This is a genomic window from Nocardia coffeae (assembly GCF_019890715.1).
Lineage (GTDB): Bacteria > Actinomycetota > Actinomycetes > Mycobacteriales > Mycobacteriaceae > Nocardia > Nocardia jiangxiensis.
This window is the reverse complement of sequence record NZ_JAINZY010000014.1, coordinates 143,271-166,424: the sequence shown is the minus strand read 5'-3', so window position 1 is coordinate 166,424 and position 23,154 is coordinate 143,271. Positions and strand designations below refer to the sequence as shown.

The window sequence follows — 23,154 nt, the reverse complement described above, 5'->3', positions numbered from 1 at the left end:
ACACATGACTTCCCGCAATGCGACCGCCACCAGGCAGCGGATCCTGGAACACGCCCAACACCAGTTCGCTCGGCACGGGTACACGGCGATCACGGTCAAAGGCGTGGCCGATGCGGCGGGTGTCTCGCCGAATCTCATCACTCGCTATTTCGGTGGGAAGGAAGGTCTTTTCCTGGAGGCGACCCGGGTGCAGATCCCGGTCGCGAACTCCTTCGACGGTGACCGCGCGAGCCTGGGCGCACGTCTGGCGGCCAGCATCGTCCGGCGCTGGTTCGACACCCCCGGCCAGGATCCGCTGCTCGTCCTGCAGCGCGCCTCCGGCGAACGCCCGCAGGCGGCCGAGGCGCTGGCGGCCTTCCTCGACGCGAATTCCCTGGACCCGCTGTACCACTACCTCCGCGACACCGGCCTGGACGACGCCGATGCCCGCGACCGAGCCGCGGCAATCGACGCCTTCGTCCTCGGCGTCTCGACCCGCCGCCGAGTCCTGCGCTCCGAACTCGGCGACCCCGCCGACCTCGAGGCGTGGCTGAGTGCGACCATCCAGCGTCTCGCCGACGGGTGACGCGCCGGTGTCACCGGGATTTCGCGCCGTTGCCCCGGCGCGGCTCAGTAGTAGACCGCTCCCGGAACGCCGCCACCCGCCGCGATCGCGTCACCGGTGATGGCGACACTGCGCGGTGAGGCCAGGAAGGTCACCACGTCGGCGACCTCCTCGGCATCGATGATCCGCCGCAACGAGTTTCGCGCCTCCGCACGTTCCAGCTCGGCGAGTTGTTCGCCGGACTTCGCGGATGCGGCAGCCAGACGTTCGGTGAGCCGCTCGGTTCTGGTCAATCCCGGATGTACCACCGTGACGTTGATCCCGTGCGGTCCGAGTTCGTCGGCCAGGTTCTTGGTGAGCGCCGCGACGCTGACGTTGCGGATCGTCTGCGCGATCGAATTGGCTTGTCGCGCACCGAGTCCACTGATGTTGACGATTCTGCCCCACCCCTGCGCCACCAGATGTGGCGCGACCGCACGCGCGGTGCGCAGATAACCGAGAACCTTGATCTCCACCTCGCGCCGGACGGTGTCGTCATCGGTCCCCGCGAGATCGGTAGCGGCTCCCGCGCTCCACGGCGTCGCGGCCGAATTGACCAGGATGTCGACACCGCCGAGTTCGGCGACGGTGCGGTCCACCAGCCGCCGTACCTGCTCGTCGTCACCGGTGTCGGTGGGGACCGCGAGGATCCGCCGGCCCGATTCCACGGCCACCGCGCGCGCCGCCGCCGCGAGCGGTTCGGCGGAGCGCGCCGCGAGCACCACATCGACGCCCTCGGCCGCGAGGGCACGCGCCACGGCCAGTCCGATACCCCGGCTGCCACCGGTCACGATCGCCCGTTTTCCGTTCAGATCCAGATCCATCCGGCCGACGCTAACAGTGTTGCGAGCGTCGGTGACCTGTCCCACGCGCGCTGATCCGAACTCGGCGCGGCGCACCCTTCCGCGGTCGCCGAAACCCGTCGACGGCACGGGTTTCGATCCGGTGCTCGGTCGCATCACCCCGGGGGCGAGTCGCCGCGGCGGTGATCCGGTGGCGCACATGATCGCTCGGCCGATCCTGGCCTGGCGCGCGAATTCCGCGCTGATCAGGTTCCGGAGTAGACGTCGGCCATGTGGTTGATGCGGTGGGCGCGGGCGAGTTTGGGCAGATCGCTGCCGTCGGCGACGTGCTCGCCGCCGGGGCCGAGGCGGTCGATGGTTTCCGCTGCCCAGGCGACCTCGTCGGCCTGCGGGCTCAGCGCCTGGTTGACGGTCGCGGTGTCGCGGGCGTGCATGCAGAGCTTGCCGCTCATGCCCATCGACTTCGTCACCGCCAGCTCCGCGGGCAGATCCGCCGGGCCGGTGACGCATGGACCGTCGATCGGGCCCGCGATCTCGGCGGCGCGGCTGGCGACGACCAGACGGCTGCGCGCATACGCCAGGGCGTCCGCGCCGACGTTGGTGTCGCGACGGAAATCGCCTGTGCCGAAGGCCAATCGGATGGTGGCATCGGCCGAGGCGATATCGAAGGCGAATTCGATGCCCCGTGCCGATTCGACCAGTGCGAGCACCGGGACACCGGGGATCCTGGCGGCGGTGCGGTCGACCTGCTTCGCGGACTCGGTCTTGGCGAGCATCACGCCGCTGAGGCCGGGAACGTCGCGCAGGGCCGCGAGATCGATGTGCCAGTCCGGGGTGGTGATGTTGTTGATCCGCACCCACCCGGTGCCGCCGGAACTGAGGAAATCGGTGACATGGTCGCGGGCAACGGCTTTCGCGGACGGGATCACACCGTCCTCGAGGTCGAAGATGACGGCGTCGGCTGCCGATTTCATGGCGTCGTCGAATCGCTCGGGGCGCGAACCCGGGACCAGAAGCCAGGAGCGAGCGTGGATCGCCGGGACTGTGACGGTCTGCGGCGCGGACGTACGGGTCATTCGGTGTTCTTTCCTCTCGGCGCTCAGCTGTCCCGCTGCGCGAATTCGATGCGGTACGCCAACCGCGTCGAACGGTACACCACATCCAATATATTGGATGTGGACAGGGTCACTCTGTGCCCTGTGTATTCCGAGGGTTTGCCGGACGTACAGTATCCAATATGTTGGGTGACCGGGTGGAGCGGCGACGCATGAGCGATGTGGCGTTCGATCGGATCTGTGACGCGATCGTCACCGGTCAGCTCGCCCCCGGTTCGAAGGTGCGCGACAGTGATCTCGCCGACCAGCTCGGCCTGAGCCGAACTCCGGTGCGCGAGGCCCTGGCCCGGTTGATCGACACCGGACTGGTCGAGGCCAAACCCGCCGCATTCACCCGGATCACTCCACTGCACCGCGCGGACGTCGAAGCGACGCTGGCTGTTCTGGAAGTGCTGGACCAACTGGCCGTGCGAACCGGAGTGCCCAACCTGACCCCCGACATGATCGCCCTGATGCGCACCGCCAATGACGATCTGGCACAAGCGATCAAGGCCGACAACATCGGCGCGGCCCTCGCCGCCGACGACATCCTGCACGGCGTGATCGTCGACGCCGCCGCGAACCCGCTCCTCAAGCGGCTCATCCAACAGGTCCACCCGCAGATCCATCGCATCTACTACCGCAAGTTCTCCAGCCTGCGCGGCTGGCAGGACGCGCTGGAGCACCACGACAATCTGATCGAACTGTGCGCCGCGGGCGACAGTGACGCCGCGGCCGAAATCTCTTCTCAGCACCGGCGTTTCCTCGGCGGCCTGATCGGTGAACTCTTCGACATCGACGAGGACAGCTCGCCCGCTCCGTCCCACTGACGGAGCGGGCGCGGCTTCCGGTCCGCCGCACCGGCGTCAATGATCGGCGTCGGCGTTTCCGGCCTTCCACTCCGGCCACGGGACGTTCCAGTCACCGAGGCCGTCGACGCCCGAAAGTGTGCTGCCCACAGTATTTTTCACGATGGCGATATCGCCGCGCTTGGCGTTCTCGTAGACCCAGTGGGCGTCGGCGGGACTGAGGTTCAGACAGCCGTGACTGGTGTTGGAGTAGCCCTGCTGACCCACCGACCACGGGGCCGAATGCATGAAGATGCCGCTGTAGGACATCCGGGTGGCCCAGTCGACGCGACTGCGGTAGCCGCCGGGAGCGGTCGCGGCGAGGCCGAAGGTGGTGGAATCCATGATCATGTGGTCGAAACGGTCGCTGATGATGTAAATGCCGTTGTTGGTCGGCGAGGATGCCTTGCCCATCGAGGTCGGCATCGTCCGCACCACTCGGCCGTTGTGTTCGACGGTCACCATCTTGGTGTTGTCGTCGGCGGTGAAGACCATGGGATCGCCGACGGTGAAATTGGAATGGATGTCGCTGTCGCCGATCACTCCGCGGCCCAGATCGTGGCCGTAGGTGTTCACGGCGATGGTGACGTGGCTGCCCGGCGCCCAGAAATGCTCTGGCCGCCAACGTACTTCGCGTTTGTTCACCCAGTAGAACGCGCCCTCCACCGGGGGCGTGGTGGTCACCTGGATCGCATTCTGCACCGCGTGGCGATCCGGGATGTCCTCGTCGAACTGCACCGCGACCGGCTGGCCGATCCCCACCACCTCGTTCTCGCCCGGCAGCAGCCACGGATGCGTGCGCTTCGCCGGTTGCATCGTGGTGAAACTCACCATCTTGGTGCTCGCTCCGCCGATGCCGATCGCCGTGGCCCGCAGCCGATAGGTTCGCCCGAAACCGAGCTGTTCGTCGGCCTGCCAGGACAGCTTGTCCGGCGCGATCCGCCCCGGCACCGGATTCCCCTCCGGCGTCGTCAGCGCGACGTCGGTGAGCAGGCCGTCGTCGACCCGCACCCGAACCGGATCGGCCACCGGCACATTCACCGCGCCGTTGTCGGCCGGCGCGACGATCTTCGGCGTGATCATCGCGAGCAGCGGCTGCCGTTGGATGGCGCTGTCCGGCCCACGCGCATGCGCCGCGCACCCCGCCACCAGCGCAACCGCCGACATCACCACGACCAGATACGACAGCCCCCCAATGCTCTGCCGCCCTGTGCGCATAGGCAACCCCGTTCCAGTCGGGCGCATCCGGAAAGTCCGGCTGCGCAACTCACCAGATACCCACAAGGATGAACCGAGACCACGCGCTCCTCATACTGCCAGCCGGAACCGCCGCCGCCTGGCAAACACGACGATCCATTCACCACCACCCCTGTTGACCAGGCGATTTCACGTTACGAGCGCTGAACTGTTATGGTTTCCCTCGCACCGGAACGGAGCCCGAGGGCCCCGGAAAGGAATACTGCACCAGCGCCATTAGCTCAATTGGCAGAGCAGCTGACTCTTAATCAGCGGGTTCGGGGTTCGAGTCCCTGATGGCGCACCTAATCACCAGGTCAATCCCGATATTCTTCTCGGCCTGTCAGCCGAATACCAAAAATACACCAAGAATCGCGGACCGCGCCCTCCATCAACTGGCCCAGCCCAGACCCTTCTCCAGCATCACTGATGAATCCTGCGCCTGCTCCGGCGACACAGTGTAGTGCCGCTCGGTAACCCCCTCTCTGAAGTGCAGATCGCCTCCGACGTCGGCCCGGGGCTTGACTCGGGTGATGTAGCGAGCCTCGTCGGAGGTGCTGACCGCGATGCGCGATGTGGACCTGACCGGGACGCCTCTGTCGGGGATCACCGACCTGACCAAGGCCATCGGCAACGGCATGGTCCGCAACTTCGGCAGTTGGTGCGTGGCGGCTACGCTGCGCACCACTGTGACTGTCCGGCTCGCCCGTGAGCGCGGTTCGATCGAGTTACGTGCCGCCGCGCCGCTATGGTCGTCCCGAGAAATATCTCAGCGCGGATCTGCCCATCGCCGCCGACGTATCGTCCAGCGCGGCCGTGACTGTCGCTGCTACGGCGGCTTCGAGTTTCTCGCCCCGGGGATCGTTCCCGTGCAGGACTGGACAAGGATCAACGGCAGGTAATTCGCACGAGGTTATGTATATCGGAGGACTCGAAACTTTCATCTTGCCGCATTCCGCATCAGAACTCCTTCGTGAGGGACACAACACTGGGTTGATAATCGACCATTCTTGCTCCTGTCAGGAATGTATGTATACAGCGAGAGCGGAGTTATCGGCTGCCCGTCGCTCGGCGCTGCAGAAAATGGCGAACGCGTTCTGGCATCGCTATCCGAGTCGTTCGAAAATCGCTGGGAACGCGTGGAAGGCATAGCAGGCTGTCATTTGATGTCGGCCATCCCGGACTGGAACCGGGTGATCGAATCATACGAACGCCCCACGCATGTCGAGAGCTGCCGAAGTACGTCCGGCGAGCGAGTCGACGGCACCGACCCGAGCAGTCGAACGTCGAGGCGCAAATCATCGAAAATGCCTCTCCCGCAGGCACTCACTGTGCGGCGGACTGTCGCCGATCGACTACGACACCCACATGGCCGCCGTGCGCTCGGAGACCGCTGCAACCAGGTCACGAAATGAGACCGTATAAAGGTCACGAAATGAGGCCGCATAAAGAAATGCTCCACACTTCGAGCGGGCTGGCGGTACCAACATCGAGCGAGTAGCGTTTTTCAAGCAGGACACCTGAAAGCCTCATCGAGGAGATAACGAAGGAGTGTTGAGCATGAGTATTGATGTGTCCGCAGCCAAGTGGTTCAAGAGCAGCCGCAGCATGAGCAGTCGCTACTGCGTCGAAGTTGCCGGTTTGGATGGGGGGATGGTCGGAGTACGTGACTCGAAGAACCCTGTCGGTCCGGTACTGGTCTTCTCGTCATCGGAGTGGGACGCCTTCACGGCCGGAGTCAAGAACGGCGCGTTCAACCAGCCTGCTTAGGAATTCGGCCCGGGACGAATCAGCACAGCCCAACACACCGTCGGCGACAAGGACGGCGGTGTGCTGGCCGGTGGCGCGGTCGTCACATCCGACGGGTTCGCGCGCTCACAAATCCTTCGCCGAATGCGGCTGGGCGGCGCTCGGCGTGGACAGCGAGATCAGCGGCCCCGTAGGTGCGGCGGCGGTGTTGCCTCGGCTGCGGACGTAGCCATCGAGTTCGATGATCATGACGCGCTCATCATGCTGGTTGGCGAGTTCCCCCCGAATGCGGACCCTCGCTCGCCCGCCCCGCGGCGGCGCGACCTCGGCGATCGTGACCCGGCCGGACAGGGTGTCTCCGGGTGGACCGGCTTCGGCAGCGCGCACTGCTCGCGACGGTCGAGTCGCTCAGGGCGATCGGGTTGATGTCGGGCCTGCTCGATCCGATCCCGGCCGGATTGCCCAGGGTATCGATCTGCGCCGCAGCCCGAATGCAGTGAGGCCGTGTCAGCCGATGCAGAACGCCGAGGAACCGGTCGACAGCAGGCAGCCCAGCGGATCCGGCGAGATGGTGAGTGGCTCCTGCGTCGGCATGACGCGGGACGGCGTGTGTGCCGTGGCCGATCCCGCGCTGACGCCGAGTGCCGCCGCGGCGAGCACGGCGGATGCGCCCAGCTTGGCGAGAAGGTGACGATTCGGCATTCCTGCCTCCAATTCTCGGTCGCAGCTACCGATTCCCGGTAGCTGACATCCGGCGGGGGAGCGGGCCGGGCAGTGACACTGCCCGGCCCGGACACTGTGGACCGACGATCATTTCGGCACGGTCGCCACCTGCGCCTGCCACATCCAGTGCAGTTGTTCGAGTCGGGCGGAAATGCCGATGAACAGGTCCTGTGTGACGGGATCGGCCTTGTCGGTGGCGTCGATGCGCTCGCGCAGTCGCACGATGACCGCCGTCAGATTCGCGACGATCGCCTCGATCACGGCGGTATCGGGCTGCCAGCCCTCGTTGAAACCGATCGCTGAGGACTGCTCGGCCACCGTGCGCGCGCGTCCGTCCGGGCTGACTCCGATCGCCGTGGCCCGCTCGGCAACGCTGTCGGTGAAATCCCTTGCAGCGGTGACTAGTTCGTCCAACGCGAGATGGACGGATCGGAAGCTCTGTCCGATGACGTTCCAGTGCGCCTGCTTGGCGATCAGTGAAAGATCGATCAGATCCGCCACAGTGCCGCGCAATGCCTCACCGGCGATCCGCTGCTGTTCGTCGTCGAGCGTGCTGGTGATCGGTTCCGGCATACCCGGTACCTCCTGTTCGGTCGAGATCGGTGACTCGCGTTACTGGTCGTGCTGGTAACCGGCTTGGCGATTCCGGGCGATCTCCGCGTCCAGACGAGCCTTTTCGGCTTCGGCGTCCTTCTGGACGGCGGTGCGCTGGGCGCGCGCCTTGTCCTGTTGCGCATGGCCCTCGGCTTTGAGGTCCTCGTCCTCGATCACGACGCCGGCGACCTCCTTGGCCTTGCCCTTCACGTCATCGACGACGCCTTCGATCGCATCGCGCGGACCGTTGTTGTCTTGCACCACAATTACCTCCGGTGTGGGGGTACTTCGACGGGCACCTGGGCTGAACCCGTACGGCGGCGATACCCGCGGAACCGGGATTCAATCGCGGACCGATCGTGGTCTGCGCCACCGAAATCGTCGGGCGGTTTGACATCCGGCATGAGGGGTATCGCCAGGTACCTGTTACACCCGGCGAAAACCACGCCACCGCAACACTGTTAGGGAGCACTGCCATGGGAATCATCACCATGATCATCATCGGATTGATCGCCGGCGCGATCGCCCGCCTGTTGATTCCGGGCCGCCAGCGCATCGGCTGGCTGGCCACCATCGTCGTGGGCATCGTGGGCAGCTACGTGGGTGGCACTCTCGGCAGCCTGGTATTCGCACCACACATTTTCAGCGTGCACCCCCCGGTGCATCATCTGTTCCTCGGCTCGATCGTCGGTGCGGTGATCGTGCTGCTGATCTTCAACACGGTCCGGTCGCGAGTGTGACCGTTTGGGAGCCTGTGGCGCTGTTGGTGTCCGGTTCGATCGCGGCGACCGTCGGGATCCTGCGCGTGACCCGGGATCCGCGGCGAGTGTCGACGGGAGTGCTTCTGCTGGCGGCCGTCGTGCTGCTCGGATCGGGTATCGGCGTGGTCGTCGCTGGCTCCGCACCACTGGTCGTGCCACGGCCCCGGCTGGCGGCGGTCGCGACATTCCTGCCTGTCGTGATCGGTATCGTGTTGCTGGCCAACGGTATTGCGGTGATCCGGAAAGAAGGACGGTCGCCGACCACGCTCACCCCGGTGGTGGTGGGCGCCGGGCTGATGCTGCTGTCCGCCGGGATCGCCGTGGTTGTCGTGCAGCCCGCGGCTCCGACTCGGCTGACCTGGCTGACCGTCCTGTGCTGTGCGCTCGGCGGATACTTCGTCGCCCACCTGATCGCGTTCGGTGGTTATGCGCTGCTGTACAGCAATCTTCCGGATCGGCCGCAGGCCGACGCCGTGGTGATCCTCGGCTGTGGACTGCATCGTGGCTCGGTGACGCCGTTGCTCGCCGCGCGGCTCGATCGGGGCATCCGTGCGTACCGCACGGCGGTGGACGCCGGTGCGCTCCCGGTTGTCGTCACCTGCGGCGGGCAGGGCCCCGACGAGGCGACCTCCGAAGCCGATGCGATGGCCCGTTACCTCGCCACACACGGTGTGCATGCGCATTGCATCGTGCGAGAAAGGCATTCACGCAATACCGCGGAAAATATCGAGAACTGCGTGCGTGAGTTGGCCGTTCGTGGCACTCCTCGCGACAGGATTCGAATGACCATGGTCACCAGTGACTTTCATGTTCTGCGCACTGCCGTGTTCACCCGTCGCCTCGAAATCGACGCCCAAGTCGTGGGGGCCCGTACCGCCGGCTACTTCATCCCCGCGGCATTTCTGCGGGAATTCTTCGCCGTGCTGGTGACCCAGTACCGGCGCACCCATCTGATCGTTGCCACAGGCGCAGTCGTCGCTCTCGCTGCCATCGTCGTCGGCGTCGTGCCCCGGTGACGGCCGTTGTTTGCCCGGCGCGAAAACCGGTCATTGCAGAGGGGCATGCCGAAGGCGGCGCGCAGCACGGTGCCGCTGCACAGGAGGAAAAGACGTGGAGTTGCTGATGGCGCTGATCGCAGTCGCGCTCGGAGTTCCGGCCGTATCGATGATCGTGGCCTACGGTAGCGTGGCGTTCAGCCGACAGCGCCGGATACAGGCAGTATTCCGAGGTGTCGGCGATCCGCGGGAAACCATCGAGGTGCCCGACGTGGCGAAGGTTGATCTTGCGATGTGATCCGAATGAACCCGCGAACGAGTCGGCCGACCCGCTGGAACTGAACTTTCCGGCCGTGGCCGGCGAACTCGCCGACGTCCGCCACAGCGTGCGGGGGTGGCTCGAGCGTCGCTCGGTGACCACCGACCGAGCTCTCGATATCCTGCTGGCCGTCGACGAGGTCTGTGCCAATGCCATCGAGCACGGCCACCGCGACGACGGGGGGTTCGTCTCGCTGACCGCTCGCGTCGAGGGTGATCACGTGCGCATCGTCGTCGCCGATCACGGCAGGTGGAAGCCGCAGGGCGCGGCTGCGGATCCGATCCGGGGGCGCGGGCTGGCCATCGTCCGCACACTGATTCCCCGGGTTGTCATCACGACCGGCGATGGCGGCACGGTCGTCGATATGCGGGCTCCGATCCGGACCGGGAGTGCGGCCGGAATTCCACTCGGTTCGGGCCCGGCGCACGGGCCCGGCAGAGCGGGCCCGGCGCAGACCTAGGCGGTGTCCTCGCTCGCCCGGCAGGCTCGTTCGTGCACGGTCAGCAGGACGTGATCGAATCTCGTGCGCAGACCGGCGCCGTTCGGGTCCAGCTGTTTCGCGTCCTCGACCAATTGCGCGGCCAGATCGCGCAGTTTGGTGTTGGTCTGCTGGGAACGCCACTTCAGCACCGCGAAAGCCTGTTCGGAGTTCAGGTTGTAGACCAGGGTCAACATGCCTTTGGCCTGCTCGATGGGCGCCCTGCTGGCGATCACGTCGGGCAACGCCTCGCTGAGGGTTTCGTTGCGTTCCTGCTCGAGTGCGTCGCTGAGGTCGACGTAGTACCCGGTGGTCCCGACCACTGCCCCGTCCTCGTCGGTCTCGTACTCGCCGATGACGATCATTTCGTGCACTTCGCCGTCGGTATCGATGATCCGATGCCGGCCACAGAACGGCTCGCCGCACTTCATGAACTTCTCGAACACCACTTCGATGTCGGCGCGGTCGTCGGGATGCTGATGGGACAGCAGCAGTTCCGTGGTCGGCTCGACGGTGCCGGGCTCGTAGCCGAACATGCGCGCCAACTCGTCGGACCATTCCCATCGCTGCTCGGTGAGTGAAAACCTGAACTCGCCCGCGTTGGAGCACGGCTCGTTGCCGATCACGCTGCCGAGCGCCGTCGCGAATTGCGGGTCGAGCTCTCCACCATCGATCATTGGCACATTATCCGCCCTGGTGGTCGGATCGGCGACGCCCAGGGGCGGATTGCTCGCGCCTGGAATGGCCCTGTTGTCCGGATCAGTCCGGCAGGGCTTGATCGCGCAGTGTCCGCAGAGTCTTCGTGAGGATTCGGGACACCTGCATCTGCGAGCATCCGAGCTGGTCGGCGATCTCCTGTTGCGACATCGAACGGTAGAACCGCATGGTCAGTATCGTTCGCTCCCGGTCCGGCAGCGCACCGAGCAGCGGTGCGACCGCCAGGTAGCTGTCGATGACCTCGAACTGCGGTTCCTCCGCGCCGAGGGTGTCCAGCGCGGAGCGCGTGGGTGGGGTGTCCCCGTCGCTGTCGCTGCCATCCAGTGACGAGGTCTGGTAGGCATTGCGGGCGATCAGCGCCTGGGTCACCTCGGCGAGATCGCTCCCGAGCTCGGCGGCGATCTCACGAGCCGTGGGCACCCGGCCCAGTCGTTGGGTCAGCGCTTCGGACGCCGCTCCCAGTCTGCTCTGAATTTCCTTGAGCCGCCGTGGAACTCGCACCGCCCAGGCATGGTCGCGGAAGTGCCGGCGCACCTCACCCATGACGGTCGGCACCGCGTAGCCGAGAAATGTCGAGCCGACATCGGGATCGAAGCGATCCACCGCGACGACCAATCCGACTCGGGCGATCTGCAGCAGATCGTCGAAATTCTCGCCACGGCCGGTGAATTTTCGGGCGATATGCTCGGCCACCGGCAGGCAGCGGGAGATGATCTGCTCGCGCAGCATCCGGCGCTGCGGATCGTCGGCCGAGAGTGCGGCCAATTCGGTGAACAGTGGTTCGATGTTGTCGTAGCCCTCGCCCGTCATTGATCACCGTCACGGGTCCAGCGAAACGTCACGTTCGTGCGATATCCGTCGGGTATGTCCGCGGACGGGTCGACTGCGACCGTGACCGAGTCGGTGAGGGTGGACACGATATGCCAGCCGATGGCGTGCTGATCCGGCCCGCTGTCGGAGGTGGTGATCGCCGACACCCGGATTTCCATCGTCGCGTCGCGATAACCGATCGTGCAGTCGAGCTCGGACTCGGGTACCGCGTCCTGAATCAGCGCGGTGGCAACCTCTTCCAGTGCGAGCCGGATGTCGGTCACCTCGTCGATGCCGAAATCGGCCACCAGAGCGATGGTTTCCGCCACTGCTCGCAGCATTGCGAGTTCTTCGAAGTCCGCGCGTACCCGAATTGCCATCGTGCGGGTGCGCGCCGATATCGCGGATGCCTTCTCGTTCAAATCCATTCCTTACCTCCCGAATGCCGTGCCCTACACCGAATCAGCGAACGCGTACGAGCGTACGAACAGCCGGTTTCCCACGATGCTCGGTGATTGATCCCGCCGGTGGCGGGGTATTCTGAGGTGAGTTCGCGCTGTGGCCTCACGCGGCGTCGATCCGATGCGACGGAGGAAGACGGTGGCGATGAGCAGGGAAGATGCCGCGCGTGTGCTCGATGTCGAGGTGTACACCCTCGACGGTGCCACGGTGATCGCGGCTCGGGGGGAAATCGACATCCTGTCGGTGCCGCTGCTGCAGTCGTCGCTCGAGCAGGCTCACGACGACGGTGTGGATGTGGTCGTCGACATGTCCGAGGTCGGGTTCATGGGTTCCGCCGGGCTCAGCGCGCTGCTGGCCGCCGCCGAAGGAGCCGAGCCGCAGAAATTGCGGGTGGTGGCCTCGAGCGCTGTGCGCCGACCCATCGAGGTGACCGGGCTGGACAAGGTGCTCGCGGTGTTCGCCACGCTCGATGACGCGCTGGCCTCCGGAGAACCGATCGCGGCCGGCTGAGTCCTCGGGCCTCATCGGCCGGGCAATCGCACGACCTGGACGAAGAAATCATCGATCTGTTTGATCGCGGCGATGAATTGATCGATGTCGACAGGTTTGGTGACGTAGGCGTTCGCGTGCAGCCGGTAGCTGCGCAGGATATCCTCCTCGGCCGCCGAAGTGGTGAGCACGACCACCGGGATGTGTGCCAGATCCGGGTCGGACTTGATCTTGCCCAGCACTTCGCGTCCGTCGTATTTGGGCAGGTTCAGGTCGAGCAGGATCAGGTCCGGTCGCGGAGCATCGGCGAACGGGCCGTGCCGGTAAAGGAAGTCCAGCGCCTCCCGGCCGTCCCGGACGACGTGCAGAGTGTTGCCGATCTTGTTGTCCTCGAAGGCTTCTCGGGTCATCAGCTCATCGGCGGGGTCGTCCTCGACGAGCAGGATATCGATCGGCCGGGCACTACGGGTCATGCGTTGGTTCCTTCGGGTTCGAGAATTTCGGTGAGGGTGAGGTCGGTGCCGCGCAAGGTGAACCAGAACCGGCTGCCGTCGGCGTAGTCGATGTCGATCCAGATGCGGCCACCGTGGTATTCGACGATCTTCTTGCAGATGGCCAAGCCGATGCCCGTGCCGCTGTATTCGTCACGGCCGTGCAGCCGCTGAAAGATGACGAACACCTTCTTCGTGAATTCCGGTGCGATGCCGATTCCGTTGTCCGACACCGAGAATCGCCAGCCACCGTCCTCGTCGGGTGCACAGGTCACCCGGACCGCCGGCTCGCTGCCGGGACGGCGGAACTTGATCGCGTTGCCGAGCAGGTTCTGCCACAGCATGGTCAGCAGCACCGATTCGCCGACGATCTCGGGCAGTGTTTCGGGGCGCTCGATGTGGGCGCCGGTCTCCTCGATCAGCGACGACAGATTGCCGATCGCCTTGTCCAGCGGCCGATCGAGTGCGGTCGGAACGCTGACGCCGCCGGAGCGACCGACCCGGGAGAAGGTGAGCAGATCGTTGATCAGCACCTGCATCCGTTTGGCGCCGTCCACGGCGTAGTGGAGATACTGGGTGCCGCGCTCGTCGAGGGTGTCGCCGTAGCGCTTGTCCAGCAGTTGGCAGAACGAAGCGACCTTGCGCAGCGGCTCCTGCAGATCATGTGAGGCGACGTAGGCGAACTGCTCGAGTTCCGCATTGGATCGGCGCAACTCGACTGCCTGAGCATCCAGAAATATCTTCTGCTGCTGCAGAATTGCGGTCGCATCACGCGAGGCGCTCAGTTCGGCGACGATGCGTCGGCGCATCTCCTCCACCGCGGTCGCGACGGCAACCAGGTCCGCCGGACCGTGCGCGTCGATGCGATGCCCGAAGTCGCCGTCGGCGACCAGGCGCGACGCGGTGGTCAGATAGTGCAGCGGGCGGGCGACCAAACGTCGCACCGCGATCGTCAGGACGAGTGCGGTGAGCACGAACAGGACGACCATGCCGACGAGTACGCCGTCGCGCACCGCGCGGGCGTGCTCGAGTTCGGTGGTCGCCGCGCCGGCGGGCGTCGCTCGGTCGAGCAGTCTGTCGCTGACCCGGTCGGTATGACCGATCACTCGCGAACCGGCGAAAGCGCCGACGATCACCAGCACGATCATGCAGGTGAGCACCACGTGGAACCAGCTCTGCACGGTCGATCGCGAGATCATTCCGGAATCGCGTCGTAGGGAAGGTTGTCGTGTGAAAGGTATCGGCATGTTCAGACGGCCTCCGACCGCCACCGGAGGTGCAGGATCGCCAGATCGTCTTCCAGGCCGCCGGCCGCCTCCGCCAGATCCTCGACGCGGGCGATCACGTCGTCGACGAACTGCTCGGGCGCGGCTGCGATCATGTCCCGGGCCAGCTCGAGCAGGCCCTGCTCGCCGAGCCGGTTCTTCGCGGCGTCGACGCAGCCCTCGAACAGCCCGTCGGTCAACAACATCAGACTGGTGCCGACCGGCAGGGACAGTTCGTGCGAGGGCCATTGCGCGTCTCGCGGAACGAAGCCCAGCGCGGGGCCGCCGGGCACCTCCAGCCAGTGCAGCTCGGCGCCCGAATGCACCAGCAAGCCGGGATGTCCGGCCCGGCGAACCCAGACCGTGCGGGAGACCGGGTCCAGCACGAGAGTGGTTGCGGTCGCGAAGGTCTGCCGATCGGCGCGCTCGGCCAGCAGCACCCGTTCCAGCAACTGCAGCTGGCGCATTCCGACGATGCCGCTGAGAACCAGTGTGCGCCAAGCCAATCGCAGCGCCACCCCGGTGGCGGCGGCGTCGGGGTCGTGCCCGGACACATCGCCGATGACCGCGTGCACCAGGCCCGCGTGATCCTGTACGACGTCGTAGAAGTCCCCACCCAGCAACGCGTGATCCCGGCCCGGGCGATATCGCGAGATCACCTGCACCGCACTGTCGTTCGGTAGCAGAGGTGTCGGTAGCAGACCGCGTTCCAAGCGAGCGTTCTCCCGGGCGCGCATCTGGCTGGCGTGCAGCGCCACCGTCGCACGTTCGGCCTGTTTACGCTGAACGGCGTAGCGCACGGATCGGCCGAACAGCTCCGGCTCGACGCGGCCCTTCACCAGATAGTCCTGGGCTCCGGCGGCGACTGCGGCCAGACCGGTCCGTTCCTCGTCGAGCCCGGTCATGACAACGACGGCGACGTCGGTGTATTCGTGGATGCGTGCCAGCGCCTCGATGCCCTGCGCATCGGGAAGATGCAGGTCCAGTAACACACAATCCGGGACCCGGTTGGTCAGATACTCGCCGGCGTCGGCTATCGACCGCACCCAGTGCATTCGCAGCTGCGCCTCGTCGCCGACCAATTCCTCCACGAGAGCGGCATCGCCGGGATCGTCTTCGACGAGCAGGATCGCCAATTCCTGCAGTGCGGCAACGATTCCAGCAGCATCGTCGGCACACACCGACATACAGCCTCCGATCACAATGATCTCGCGACTTGCGCACAAGCCGACCAGCTCATCGGCCGGTTGCTGGACCGTGAGGCAGCGATGATCGTAGCCGATCCACCGCGGGCACTGTCGAAACGGGGACCGCGCCGATCGGCATCGTCGGCGTATTTCGTTGTCGGATAGGGAAATCCACGGCCGACGTGCCGGCTTCGAGAACCTCGCAGCGGCGCTCAGTCCGCGCGGCGGACCTCGACGCCGGTCACCGCCGTGATCTCGGCGGCGCGGGCCTCCGGGAGACCGTCGTCGGTCACCACCAGGTCCAGTTCGTCCAGGCCGAGGATGCGGTATCGGCCGAACGTGCCGTACTTCGAGCTGGCCGCCACCAATACCGACATGCTCGCGGCGGCGACCGCGGCACGTTTCGGTTCGACCTTGGACTCCGCGGGGATCGTTACGCCGCGACGCAGGTCCCAGGAACTGGTGCTCAGGAATGCGATGTCGAGCGAGAGTTCGTGCAGCGTCAGCGCCGGGAGGCGGCCGACGGTGGACTGGTTGCGTTTCTCGACCCGCCCGCCGAGGGTGATGATCTCGATCGAGGGATGGTCCACATAGGACGTGGCGATGACGAGATCGTTGGTGACCACGGTGAGATCGCGGAAGTCCGCCAGGTGCGGGCGCATCGCCTGCAGTGTGGTGCCCGCGTCGAGATAGATCGTCATCGACTCGCGCACGAGCGTGGCCGCCAGCCGCGCCATCGCATCCTTCTGCGCCACGTCGGCGCCGGCCTTCTCGGTGCGCGGCGGCTCGGTGGCCAGGCGCGTGACGATCTTCGCGCCGCCCTGCGTGGCCACGACCCGCCCCTGGCGCTCGAGCTCGGCCACATCGCGGCGGACCGTCATGTGACTCACCCCGACGAGCGTCGCCAACTGCCGGTAACTGAGTACGGAGTCGCGGTGCAGGTGCCCGAGGATGAGGTCTCGCCGCTGCTCCGGGATCAGCGGCGGTGCGTCCGTCATCTCCGACCTCCCTTGTGCCGTCAGTCTATCGAGTGAACATGGTGCCCGAAGTGTCTCCCACCGGGCTGTCCCAGGTGGTGCCGGACCGGTTGGTCAGTTCCTCGATCGCGTCGTCGTCTAGCAGGCGCGGCCGCCGTCCGTCGGTGAGCAGCGAGATGCGGCACGCCTGTTCGAGTTCCACGGCGGCGACCAGCGCGTCGTCGAGGTCGGGGCCGCTGGTGACCTGGCCGTGATTGGCCAGCAGGGCCGCGCGGAACGGGTGCGGATGCGCGGTGAGCAGTGCGCCCAGTTCGGCGTCGCCGGGAGCCCGGTACGGGATCAGCGGCGCCTGCCCGACCCGCATCACGAAGTACGGCGTAAGGGGCGCAACGGCACTGGCGAACGACCACGGCGGCAGGCAGGCCACGGCGACGGCGTGCGGCGAGTGGACGTGCACCGTGGCGGTGTGCCCGGGGTTGCGCGCGTACATCGCCAGGTGCACCGCGACCTCCTTGGACGGTCGCGGTCCGGACAGGTGCGTGCCGGTGCTGTCCAGTACGGCGATGCTCTCCGACGACAGTCGGCCCAGATCCGCGCCGGTGCCCGTGATCAGAATCCGGGCGCCGTCCCGCACGCTCAGGTTGCCGCTGGTGCCTGGACTGATCCCGGCGTCGGCGAGGCGGCGGCCCGCGGCCACGAGTGCGTCGATCATCGCAGCGCCTCCCACGCCGTGCTGAACATGTCCGCGGCGCCGAAGTTTCCGGACTTCAGCGCGAGTGCCACGCGACGTCCGGTGGCCGTGGTTCCCTCGGCCCAGCACACACCGGGTGCGATCAGCCCGCCGATGCGCAGTGCGGCGACGCCGAGCCGCCCGACGACCGCGCCGGAGGTCTCCCCGCCCGCCACGATGCACTGGGTGACACCCGCCGCGACCGCCTCTTCGACGATGCGGGACAACGCTTCCTCCGTTCGTGTCGCGGTGTGCGGGTCGGATCGGACGTCGTCGAGATCACCGACCGAGTAGATCACCGGCGCGCTCGCCGGATCCTGTTCGGCGAACCAGGACAACGCATTTCGCACCACCCGGTCCGGGTCGTCGGTGAGTGCGGCCACGTCGAGGCGGAGCATGGGGGCGCCCTGCTCGGCCGCGTGCCGGACCTGTTCCCGGGTGCGCGCGGAAGCGCTGCCGCACACCACGATTCGGCGCCCGGCCGGTGCGCTCCAGGCGTGTGCCGGGTCGGCGTCGCCGAGGGCGCTGCCCAGCGCGAGGCCCGCCGCGCCGGACACCAGCACATCCGTCGCTGTCGCGGCGGCGATCGCGGTGAGGTCGTCGTCGGTGAGGGTGTCCACGACCAGGTATTTCTGTTGTGCCGCGTCGAGTGCCTCGGCCAGCCGCTCGGGACCTTCGCGCACGACGTCGGCGTGGATCTCGCCGACCTCGTGCCGGGTCTGCGGGCGCAGCAGGTCCGCGACGCGCGAGCGGGTCATCGGGGTGAGCGGGTGGTGCCGCATCGGCGAGTCCGCCAGCGGGACGTCGCCGACGTACAGCACGCCGTCGCGGACGGTCCGGCCGTTGTCCGGGAACGCGGGCGCCACGACAACGTGCGCCGCGCCGGTGCGTTCGGCGAGCGCGTCGAGCACCGGCCCGATGTTGCCCCGGTCGGTGGAGTCGAACGTGGAGCAGTACTTGAACACGAACTGCGCGCACCCCGCCGCGCGCAGGCGTTCGAACGCGCCCAGTGACACCTCGACGGCCTCGGCCACCGGAGCCGTGCGGGTCTTGAGTGCGGCCACGACGACATCGCTGTCATCGGGCACCTCGCCCGGACCGGTGAGTACGACCGGACGTCTGCCGCGTGCCGCGTAGGCCGCCGCGATGTCCGTCGCACCGGTGAAGTCGTCGGCCACCACGCCGATCCTGACCACGGCTTTCCCTCCGATCGTCGACTGTCCCTGACAGCATACGTGACTTTGTGTGAATTTCTTTGAATATTTTATAGAACCGATGTTACAGTGGCAACATTCAGCGAGCACTGCGAGGACCGATGGTGATCCAGCACGAAAACGATTCCCCCGGCGCACCCGTCCGGGTAGCCGTCACCGGCGCGCGCGGCGGCTATGGCCGCACGCTGCTGGCCCAGTTGAAGACGACGCCCGGCGCGGTGCCCACCGTCCTGATCGACCCGGACGTCACGGGTGTGCGCGACATGCTCGCCGAGCTGGGCATCACCGGCGTCGCGGTCGTGCCGGACGGGGCCGCGGTGGACTGGTCGGTAGTCGACGTGCTCGTGGAGGCCACCGGCCGCGTCGGCGCGGGCGTCGCGTACGCCCGGACCGCGATCGGCCACGGCTGCCACGTGGTGATGGTCAGCAAGGAGGTCGAGACCGTCGCCGGGGTCGCGCTCGCGCGCGAGGCCGCCGCGGCCGGGGTGCGCTACCTGCCCGGCGAAGGCGACCAGCCCGCGAACCTGATCCGGCTGCTGGCCTGGGTCGAGCGGGTCGGGCTGGAGGTCGTGGCACTCGGGAAGTCCAGCGAGTACGACCTGATCTTCGACCCGGCCACCGGGAGGCTGACGCAGCTCGACACGACGATCGATGCACCGGTCATGGCGGATCTGCTGGAGCTGCGGCAGGACACTCTCTCCCGCCGGGCCGAAGTGGTCGCCGAACTCGAGCGTCGGGCCGCGGCCGACTCCTGCGAGATGACCGTGGTCTCGCTGTACACCGGAGCGTTGCCGGACACCGAACGCCTGCACTACCCCGTCGCGCGGCCCGCCGAACTGGCCGACGTCTATGCCCTGCGCGAGCACGGCGGGCTCATCGAACGCCCGCGCTCGGTGGATGTCTTCTCCGCGCTGCGCCTGCCCGGTGAGACGAGTTTCGCGGGCGGTGTCTTCGTCGTGGTGCGCACCAACGACTCCGAGACCTGGAAGATGTTGGCGGGCAAGGGACATGTCGTCAGCCGCGACGGCCGGTACGCCTGCATCTACTGGCCCTACCACCTGATGGGCATCGAGACACCGCTCACGATCCTCGCCGCCGCACACGGCCCGGACGCTGTGCGACCGGCGCAGCACGCCGTTCTGGCGGGACGGACCGCGCGCGCCTTGCGCGCCGGGGACGCCTTCACCGTCGAGGGCCACCACCACGAGGTCGCCGGGATCGATCCGGTGATCCTGCCCGCGCGAGCGGACGACACGCTGCCGTTCTATCTCCTCGGTGGCGCGCGCCTCGTGCGCGACGTGCCCGCCGGTCACCTCCTGACCTTCGACGACGTCACCGGCTACGACGACACCGCGGCCGCTCTGTTCCGCTCGGCCGGTGCGGCCCGATGACCACCGGACAACTGCATCTGATCTTCGCCGCCGTCGCGATCGTGCTGGTCGTGGTGGCGATCGTGAAACTGAAGATGAACCCGTTCCTCGCGCTGCTGCTGGGCGCCGTGCTGCTCGGCTTCGCGAGCGGGCTCGGCGTCGAGGGCACGGTCGACGCGTTCGAGTCCGGGTTCGGCGGCACGCTGTCGGACACCGCGCCCGTCATCGGCCTGGGGTCGCTGCTCGGTGCGATCATCACCGGAACCGGCGGGGCGAACCGCATCGCGGACGCGTTCGTCGGGAAGCGGCCGGTGCGGTGGATCCCGATCAGCATCGGCGTCGCGGCGCTGATCATCGGACTGCCCAACATCTTCGACGTCAGCTTCGTGATGCTCGTGCCGCTCGCGTACGCGCTCGCCCGCCGCACCGGCAGCCACCTGCTGTTCATCGGCATGCCGCTGGCCGCCGGCCTCTACACCGCCCACGGTCTGCTGCCACCGCACCCCGCGCCGACCGCGGCGGTGAGCGCCTATCACGCGAGCTTCGGCCTCACTCTCGCCTTCGGCCTGATCATCGCGGTACCGACGCTGATCCTGTGCGGTCCGGCGCTGACCCGATTCACGCGGCGCTGGTTCGGACCCCCGCCGGATCTGGACGCGGGCCCCGCCGCGGGCGCCGAGGAGAAGGGCGAGCGGCGGCCACCGCTGTGGCTCGCGCTCGGCGTGGTGCTGTTGCCGCCGGTACTGCTGGTGATCGGCGCGTTCGGTGTGGACAACACCTCCGGACACGGTGTGGCGCACACGATCTTCTCGTTCTGCGACGACCCCGTGGTGGCGCTGCTGCTGTCGGTCCTGGTCGCGATGTTCGGGCTGGGCCGGACCTCGGGTATGGGTGCCGCGCAATTGCAGGGCATCGCGACGAGCGGGCTCGAGACCGTCGGACCGGTGCTGTTGATCGTGGGCGCGGGCGGTGGCCTGGCCAAGATGCTGTCCAAGACCGGTGTCAGCGCCGTGATCGTGGACTTCGCGCAGGGCTGGCACATCCCGGCGCTGGTGCTGGCGTGGGTCGTCGCGGCGCTGCTGCGGATCTGCCTGGGCTCGGCGACGGTCTCCACGGTCACCGCGGCGGGCATCGTCGCGCCGATCGCGGCGGCGAACCCCGCACTCTCGCCGGAGTTGCTGGTACTCGCGACCGCGTCCGGCTCGGTCATGCTCTCGCATGTCAACGATTCCGGATTCTGGTTGTTCAAGGAGTACTTCCAGCTGTCGGTCAAGCAGACCTTCCGGACCTGGACCCTGATGCTTTCGCTCCAGTCGGTGATCGGACTCGCGGGCGTACTGGTGCTGTCACTGTTCGTGTGAGCACCCCGGGTGCCCACCGGCGCGTCACGAGCGTCGCCGGTGGGCACTCGTCATTCCGGCTCACCTGTCGGTGAGGTGCGCGAGCGGGGTGATGACGCGTTCGGCGATATCGGATGGCCAGCGGAAAGCGGGGGAGGCCAGTCGCTGGTGAGCCAGGCCGTGTAGGCCGATCCACAGTGCGATCGTGTCGGCGGCCGGGTCGCTGCTGGTGGCGCAGCCGACGTTCACGCAGCTCTCGAGGGCTCTGCCGAGTCGCCGCAGACACGCCTGGCCGAGTGTGGCCAGGTCCTCCTCGCTCACGGAACTCTCGTTCGGATCGGGCGCCCACGATCCCGCGAACATGATGCGGTAACGGCCCGGATGGGCCTGTGCGTATTCGAGATATCCGCGCCACAGGGCCGTCAGCTGCGCACGCGGGGTGTCGTCGGCAGCGTCCATGGCCGCGCCCAGCCATTCGTCCAGTTCGGTGAAGGCGCTGCGTACCACGGCCAGCACGATGGCGGGCTGGTCGGGGAAGTGCCGGTAGATCGAGGGGGCGGCGATCCCGACGCGACGGGCCACCGAGCGCAGCGTGATGACGTTCGCGTCGCCGTTCTCGTCGAGCATCTCGGCTGCTGTCGTCACGATCTCCTCGCGCAGGCGGCCGCCTTCGCCACGGCGGTTGCGAACGCGGGTCCGGGTGGTTGATGCGTCGTCTGCCATGCCATCACCTTACGTTGAAAAACTTACAGCTGTTAGTCCTTGTGTAAGCGAGACAACAGTCGTAGCCTTACGGTCGTAAGTTGAAGCTGAGCGGATCGGAAATCTCATGAGCAACAACATCGTCACCAGCAACATCACCGAGATCGTGCTGCCCGGGAAGGTCGAACCGGAGGGGCTGCAGGTTGCCACCCGCGACCTCCCCTCGCCGGACAAGGGGCAGGTCGTGCTGCGCATGGAGGCGACCGGCGTCTCGTTCGCCGAGCAGCAGATGCGCCGCGGCAAGTACTTCGACCAGCCGCCCTTTCCGTTCGTCCCCGGCTACGACGTGGTGGGCACCGTGACCGCGGTCGGCCCGGACGCCGATACCGCGCTGGTCGGACGTCGGTTCGCCGCGATCACCAAGACCGGCGCATGGGCCAGCCACCTGCTCGTCGACCCCGCCGACCTGCTGCCCGTGCCGCAGGACCTGGATCCCGCGGCCGTGGCGACCGTGCTGGTCAACGGGATCACCGCATGGCAGATGCTGTATCGCACCGCCGAGGTTCGCTCCGGCGGAACCATCGTGGTGCTCGGCGCGAACGGCGGCGTCGGGTCGACACTCGTGCAACTGGCCCGGCACGCCGGGATCAGCGTCATCGGCACGGCGTCGCCGCGTCACCACGCCACGCTGCGTGAACTGGGCGTCACCCCGGTCGACTACCGCGACCCGCAGATGTACGAGCGGATCCGGGAGATCGCACCGGACGGCGTGGACGCGGTGTTCGATCACATCGGCGGCCCCGGGGTGAGCGAGTCGTGGCGGCTGCTGCGCCGGGGCGGCACGCTCGTGTCCTACGGCACCGCGGCGACCAAGGACGAGGACGGCAGCTCGCAGCTGCCGGTGCTGAAGCTGTTCGGGCAGCTCGCGATGTGGAACTCCTTGCCCAACGGCAGATCCGCGCACTTCTACAACTTCTGGGCCGGACGTCGTTGCCCGAGTTCGTTCCAGGCCCGGCTGCGTGCGGATCTCACTCAGGTGCTGCAGCTGGTGGCCGAGGGCGCTCTCACTCCGCAGATCGCCGCGCAATTCCCGCTGACCGAGGCCGTCGCAGCGCTGACGCTCGCCGAATCCCACACCGTCGCAGGCAAAGTCGTCATCGTGCCCGACGCCGACCAGGCGTGAGAATCGCGACTCGATCGCGCCCGCTGTTCCAGGA

The 23,154-nt window shown here is 67.0% G+C and carries 29 protein-coding genes and 1 tRNA gene; 13 read left to right on the top strand and 17 right to left on the bottom strand.

What is annotated here, in order from left to right; translation table 11 throughout:
* The first annotated feature begins 4 nt into the window (after positions 1–4).
* On the top strand, positions 5–565 hold the full coding sequence (locus K7711_RS36955; RefSeq protein ID WP_222975736.1) for a TetR/AcrR family transcriptional regulator: 561 nt from the start codon (positions 5–7) through the stop codon (positions 563–565).
* Between the two features lie 44 nt (positions 566–609).
* On the opposite strand, the gene K7711_RS36950 is transcribed toward K7711_RS36955, so the two are convergent.
* Both K7711_RS36950 and K7711_RS36945 read right to left on the bottom strand, forming a co-directional pair.
* A complete protein-coding gene (locus tag K7711_RS36950; RefSeq protein WP_222975735.1) occupies positions 610–1,407 on the bottom strand; it encodes an SDR family NAD(P)-dependent oxidoreductase in 798 nt (265 codons plus the stop codon).
* Between the two features lie 224 nt (positions 1,408–1,631).
* Complete coding sequence (locus K7711_RS36945) at positions 1,632–2,462, bottom strand: HpcH/HpaI aldolase/citrate lyase family protein (RefSeq protein WP_222975734.1); 831 nt, start codon at positions 2,460–2,462, stop codon at positions 1,632–1,634.
* 191 nt (positions 2,463–2,653) lie between these two features.
* Between K7711_RS36945 and K7711_RS36940 the strand changes: the two genes are divergently transcribed.
* Positions 2,654–3,310: a GntR family transcriptional regulator gene (locus K7711_RS36940; protein ID WP_083895479.1), complete on the top strand. Its 657-nt coding sequence runs from the start codon at positions 2,654–2,656 to the stop codon at positions 3,308–3,310.
* A gap of 36 nt (positions 3,311–3,346) precedes the next feature.
* Here the strand turns inward: K7711_RS36940 and K7711_RS36935 are convergent, their stop codons facing one another.
* The gene (locus tag K7711_RS36935) at positions 3,347–4,546 is read right to left on the bottom strand and encodes a L,D-transpeptidase (protein ID WP_222975733.1); all 1,200 of its coding nucleotides are present in this window, start codon (positions 4,544–4,546) and stop codon (positions 3,347–3,349) included.
* Between the two features lie 249 nt (positions 4,547–4,795).
* On the opposite strand from K7711_RS36935, the gene K7711_RS36930 reads away from it, so the two are divergent.
* From K7711_RS36930 to K7711_RS36920, 3 genes are all read left to right on the top strand, one after another.
* A tRNA-Lys gene (locus K7711_RS36930) sits at positions 4,796–4,868 on the top strand.
* A 250-nt stretch (positions 4,869–5,118) separates the two neighbouring features.
* A complete protein-coding gene (locus K7711_RS36925) occupies positions 5,119–5,466 on the top strand; it encodes a hypothetical protein (RefSeq protein WP_222975732.1) in 348 nt (115 codons plus the stop codon).
* Between the two features lie 658 nt (positions 5,467–6,124).
* Positions 6,125–6,334, top strand: coding sequence for a DUF397 domain-containing protein (locus K7711_RS36920; protein WP_222975731.1), 210 nt, complete (start codon positions 6,125–6,127; stop codon positions 6,332–6,334).
* A gap of 105 nt (positions 6,335–6,439) precedes the next feature.
* Here K7711_RS36920 and K7711_RS36915 read toward each other — a convergent pair whose 3' ends face one another.
* The 4 genes from K7711_RS36915 to mbp1 all read right to left on the bottom strand — a co-directional run bounded on the left by K7711_RS36915 (position 6,440) and on the right by mbp1 (position 7,891).
* Positions 6,440–6,700 carry a hotdog family protein gene (locus K7711_RS36915; RefSeq protein WP_222975730.1) on the bottom strand — a complete coding sequence of 87 codons (261 nt, stop codon included), beginning with the start codon at positions 6,698–6,700 and terminating at the stop codon, positions 6,440–6,442.
* 120 nt (positions 6,701–6,820) lie between these two features.
* The gene (locus tag K7711_RS36910; protein WP_222975729.1) at positions 6,821–7,015 is read right to left on the bottom strand and encodes a hypothetical protein; all 195 of its coding nucleotides are present in this window, start codon (positions 7,013–7,015) and stop codon (positions 6,821–6,823) included.
* 108 nt (positions 7,016–7,123) lie between these two features.
* Positions 7,124–7,609 carry a Dps family protein gene (locus tag K7711_RS36905; protein WP_222975728.1) on the bottom strand — a complete coding sequence of 162 codons (486 nt, stop codon included), beginning with the start codon at positions 7,607–7,609 and terminating at the stop codon, positions 7,124–7,126.
* Between the two features lie 39 nt (positions 7,610–7,648).
* Positions 7,649–7,891 carry a microaggregate-binding protein 1 gene (gene mbp1, locus K7711_RS36900; protein WP_372460222.1) on the bottom strand — a complete coding sequence of 81 codons (243 nt, stop codon included), beginning with the start codon at positions 7,889–7,891 and terminating at the stop codon, positions 7,649–7,651.
* 215 nt (positions 7,892–8,106) lie between these two features.
* Between mbp1 and K7711_RS36895 the strand changes: the two genes are divergently transcribed.
* From K7711_RS36895 to K7711_RS36880, 4 genes are all read left to right on the top strand, one after another.
* Positions 8,107–8,370: a GlsB/YeaQ/YmgE family stress response membrane protein gene (locus K7711_RS36895; protein WP_222975934.1), complete on the top strand. Its 264-nt coding sequence runs from the start codon at positions 8,107–8,109 to the stop codon at positions 8,368–8,370.
* Complete coding sequence (locus K7711_RS36890; protein ID WP_222975726.1) at positions 8,367–9,407, top strand: YdcF family protein; 1,041 nt, start codon at positions 8,367–8,369, stop codon at positions 9,405–9,407. Before K7711_RS36895 ends, K7711_RS36890 begins: the two co-directional genes overlap by 4 nt.
* 94 nt (positions 9,408–9,501) lie before the next feature.
* Entirely contained in the window at positions 9,502–9,684 is a 183-nt protein-coding gene (locus tag K7711_RS36885) for a hypothetical protein (RefSeq protein WP_222975725.1), read from the top strand.
* Positions 9,674–10,165, top strand: a complete 492-nt coding sequence (locus tag K7711_RS36880) for an ATP-binding protein (protein ID WP_222975724.1) — start codon at positions 9,674–9,676, stop codon at positions 10,163–10,165. The genes K7711_RS36885 and K7711_RS36880 overlap by 11 nt, the downstream gene beginning before the upstream one ends.
* Here the strand turns inward: K7711_RS36880 and K7711_RS36875 are convergent.
* From K7711_RS36875 to K7711_RS36865, 3 genes are all read right to left on the bottom strand, one after another.
* Complete coding sequence (locus tag K7711_RS36875; protein WP_222975722.1) at positions 10,162–10,860, bottom strand: PAS and ANTAR domain-containing protein; 699 nt, start codon at positions 10,858–10,860, stop codon at positions 10,162–10,164. The two genes, K7711_RS36880 and K7711_RS36875, sit on opposite strands and share 4 nt — an antisense overlap.
* Before the next feature lie 82 nt (positions 10,861–10,942).
* Positions 10,943–11,710, bottom strand: coding sequence for an RNA polymerase sigma factor SigF (locus K7711_RS36870; protein ID WP_222975720.1), 768 nt, complete (start codon positions 11,708–11,710; stop codon positions 10,943–10,945).
* Positions 11,707–12,138, bottom strand: coding sequence for an ATP-binding protein (locus K7711_RS36865; RefSeq protein WP_235748360.1), 432 nt, complete (start codon positions 12,136–12,138; stop codon positions 11,707–11,709). The genes K7711_RS36870 and K7711_RS36865 overlap by 4 nt, the downstream gene beginning before the upstream one ends.
* A 178-nt stretch (positions 12,139–12,316) precedes the next feature.
* Between K7711_RS36865 and K7711_RS36860 the strand changes: the two genes are divergently transcribed.
* A complete protein-coding gene (locus tag K7711_RS36860; RefSeq protein ID WP_222975718.1) occupies positions 12,317–12,682 on the top strand; it encodes an anti-sigma factor antagonist in 366 nt (121 codons plus the stop codon).
* A gap of 11 nt (positions 12,683–12,693) precedes the next feature.
* Here the strand turns inward: K7711_RS36860 and K7711_RS36855 are convergent, their stop codons facing one another.
* The 6 genes from K7711_RS36855 to otnK form a co-directional block, all read right to left on the bottom strand.
* Positions 12,694–13,134 carry a response regulator gene (locus tag K7711_RS36855; protein ID WP_222975716.1) on the bottom strand — a complete coding sequence of 147 codons (441 nt, stop codon included), beginning with the start codon at positions 13,132–13,134 and terminating at the stop codon, positions 12,694–12,696.
* Complete coding sequence (locus K7711_RS36850; RefSeq protein ID WP_235748359.1) at positions 13,131–14,351, bottom strand: sensor histidine kinase; 1,221 nt, start codon at positions 14,349–14,351, stop codon at positions 13,131–13,133. Before K7711_RS36850 ends, K7711_RS36855 begins: the two co-directional genes overlap by 4 nt.
* A gap of 50 nt (positions 14,352–14,401) precedes the next feature.
* A complete protein-coding gene (locus K7711_RS36845) occupies positions 14,402–15,604 on the bottom strand; it encodes a PP2C family protein-serine/threonine phosphatase (protein WP_222975712.1) in 1,203 nt (400 codons plus the stop codon).
* A gap of 212 nt (positions 15,605–15,816) precedes the next feature.
* Entirely contained in the window at positions 15,817–16,602 is a 786-nt protein-coding gene (locus K7711_RS36840) for a DeoR/GlpR family DNA-binding transcription regulator (protein ID WP_222975710.1), read from the bottom strand.
* 25 nt (positions 16,603–16,627) lie between these two features.
* Complete coding sequence (locus tag K7711_RS36835; protein ID WP_222975708.1) at positions 16,628–17,293, bottom strand: class II aldolase/adducin family protein; 666 nt, start codon at positions 17,291–17,293, stop codon at positions 16,628–16,630.
* The gene (otnK, locus tag K7711_RS49095) at positions 17,290–18,507 is read right to left on the bottom strand and encodes a 3-oxo-tetronate kinase (protein WP_308015119.1); all 1,218 of its coding nucleotides are present in this window, start codon (positions 18,505–18,507) and stop codon (positions 17,290–17,292) included. The genes K7711_RS36835 and otnK overlap by 4 nt, the downstream gene beginning before the upstream one ends.
* A gap of 122 nt (positions 18,508–18,629) precedes the next feature.
* Between otnK and K7711_RS36825 the strand changes: the two genes are divergently transcribed.
* A complete protein-coding gene (locus K7711_RS36825) occupies positions 18,630–19,916 on the top strand; it encodes a hypothetical protein (protein ID WP_222975706.1) in 1,287 nt (428 codons plus the stop codon).
* Positions 19,913–21,256 (top strand): GntP family permease, encoded by a 1,344-nt coding sequence (locus tag K7711_RS36820; protein WP_222975704.1) that lies wholly within the window; start codon positions 19,913–19,915, stop codon positions 21,254–21,256. The genes K7711_RS36825 and K7711_RS36820 overlap by 4 nt, the downstream gene beginning before the upstream one ends.
* A 60-nt stretch (positions 21,257–21,316) precedes the next feature.
* Here the strand turns inward: K7711_RS36820 and K7711_RS36815 are convergent, their stop codons facing one another.
* Positions 21,317–21,958, bottom strand: a complete 642-nt coding sequence (locus tag K7711_RS36815) for a TetR/AcrR family transcriptional regulator (protein WP_222975702.1) — start codon at positions 21,956–21,958, stop codon at positions 21,317–21,319.
* Positions 21,959–22,064: 106 nt separating this feature from the next.
* Here K7711_RS36815 and K7711_RS36810 point away from each other — a divergent pair, with 106 nt between their 5' ends.
* The gene (locus K7711_RS36810; RefSeq protein WP_222975700.1) at positions 22,065–23,120 is read left to right on the top strand and encodes a medium chain dehydrogenase/reductase family protein; all 1,056 of its coding nucleotides are present in this window, start codon (positions 22,065–22,067) and stop codon (positions 23,118–23,120) included.
* The last annotated feature ends 34 nt before the right edge of the window (positions 23,121–23,154 follow it).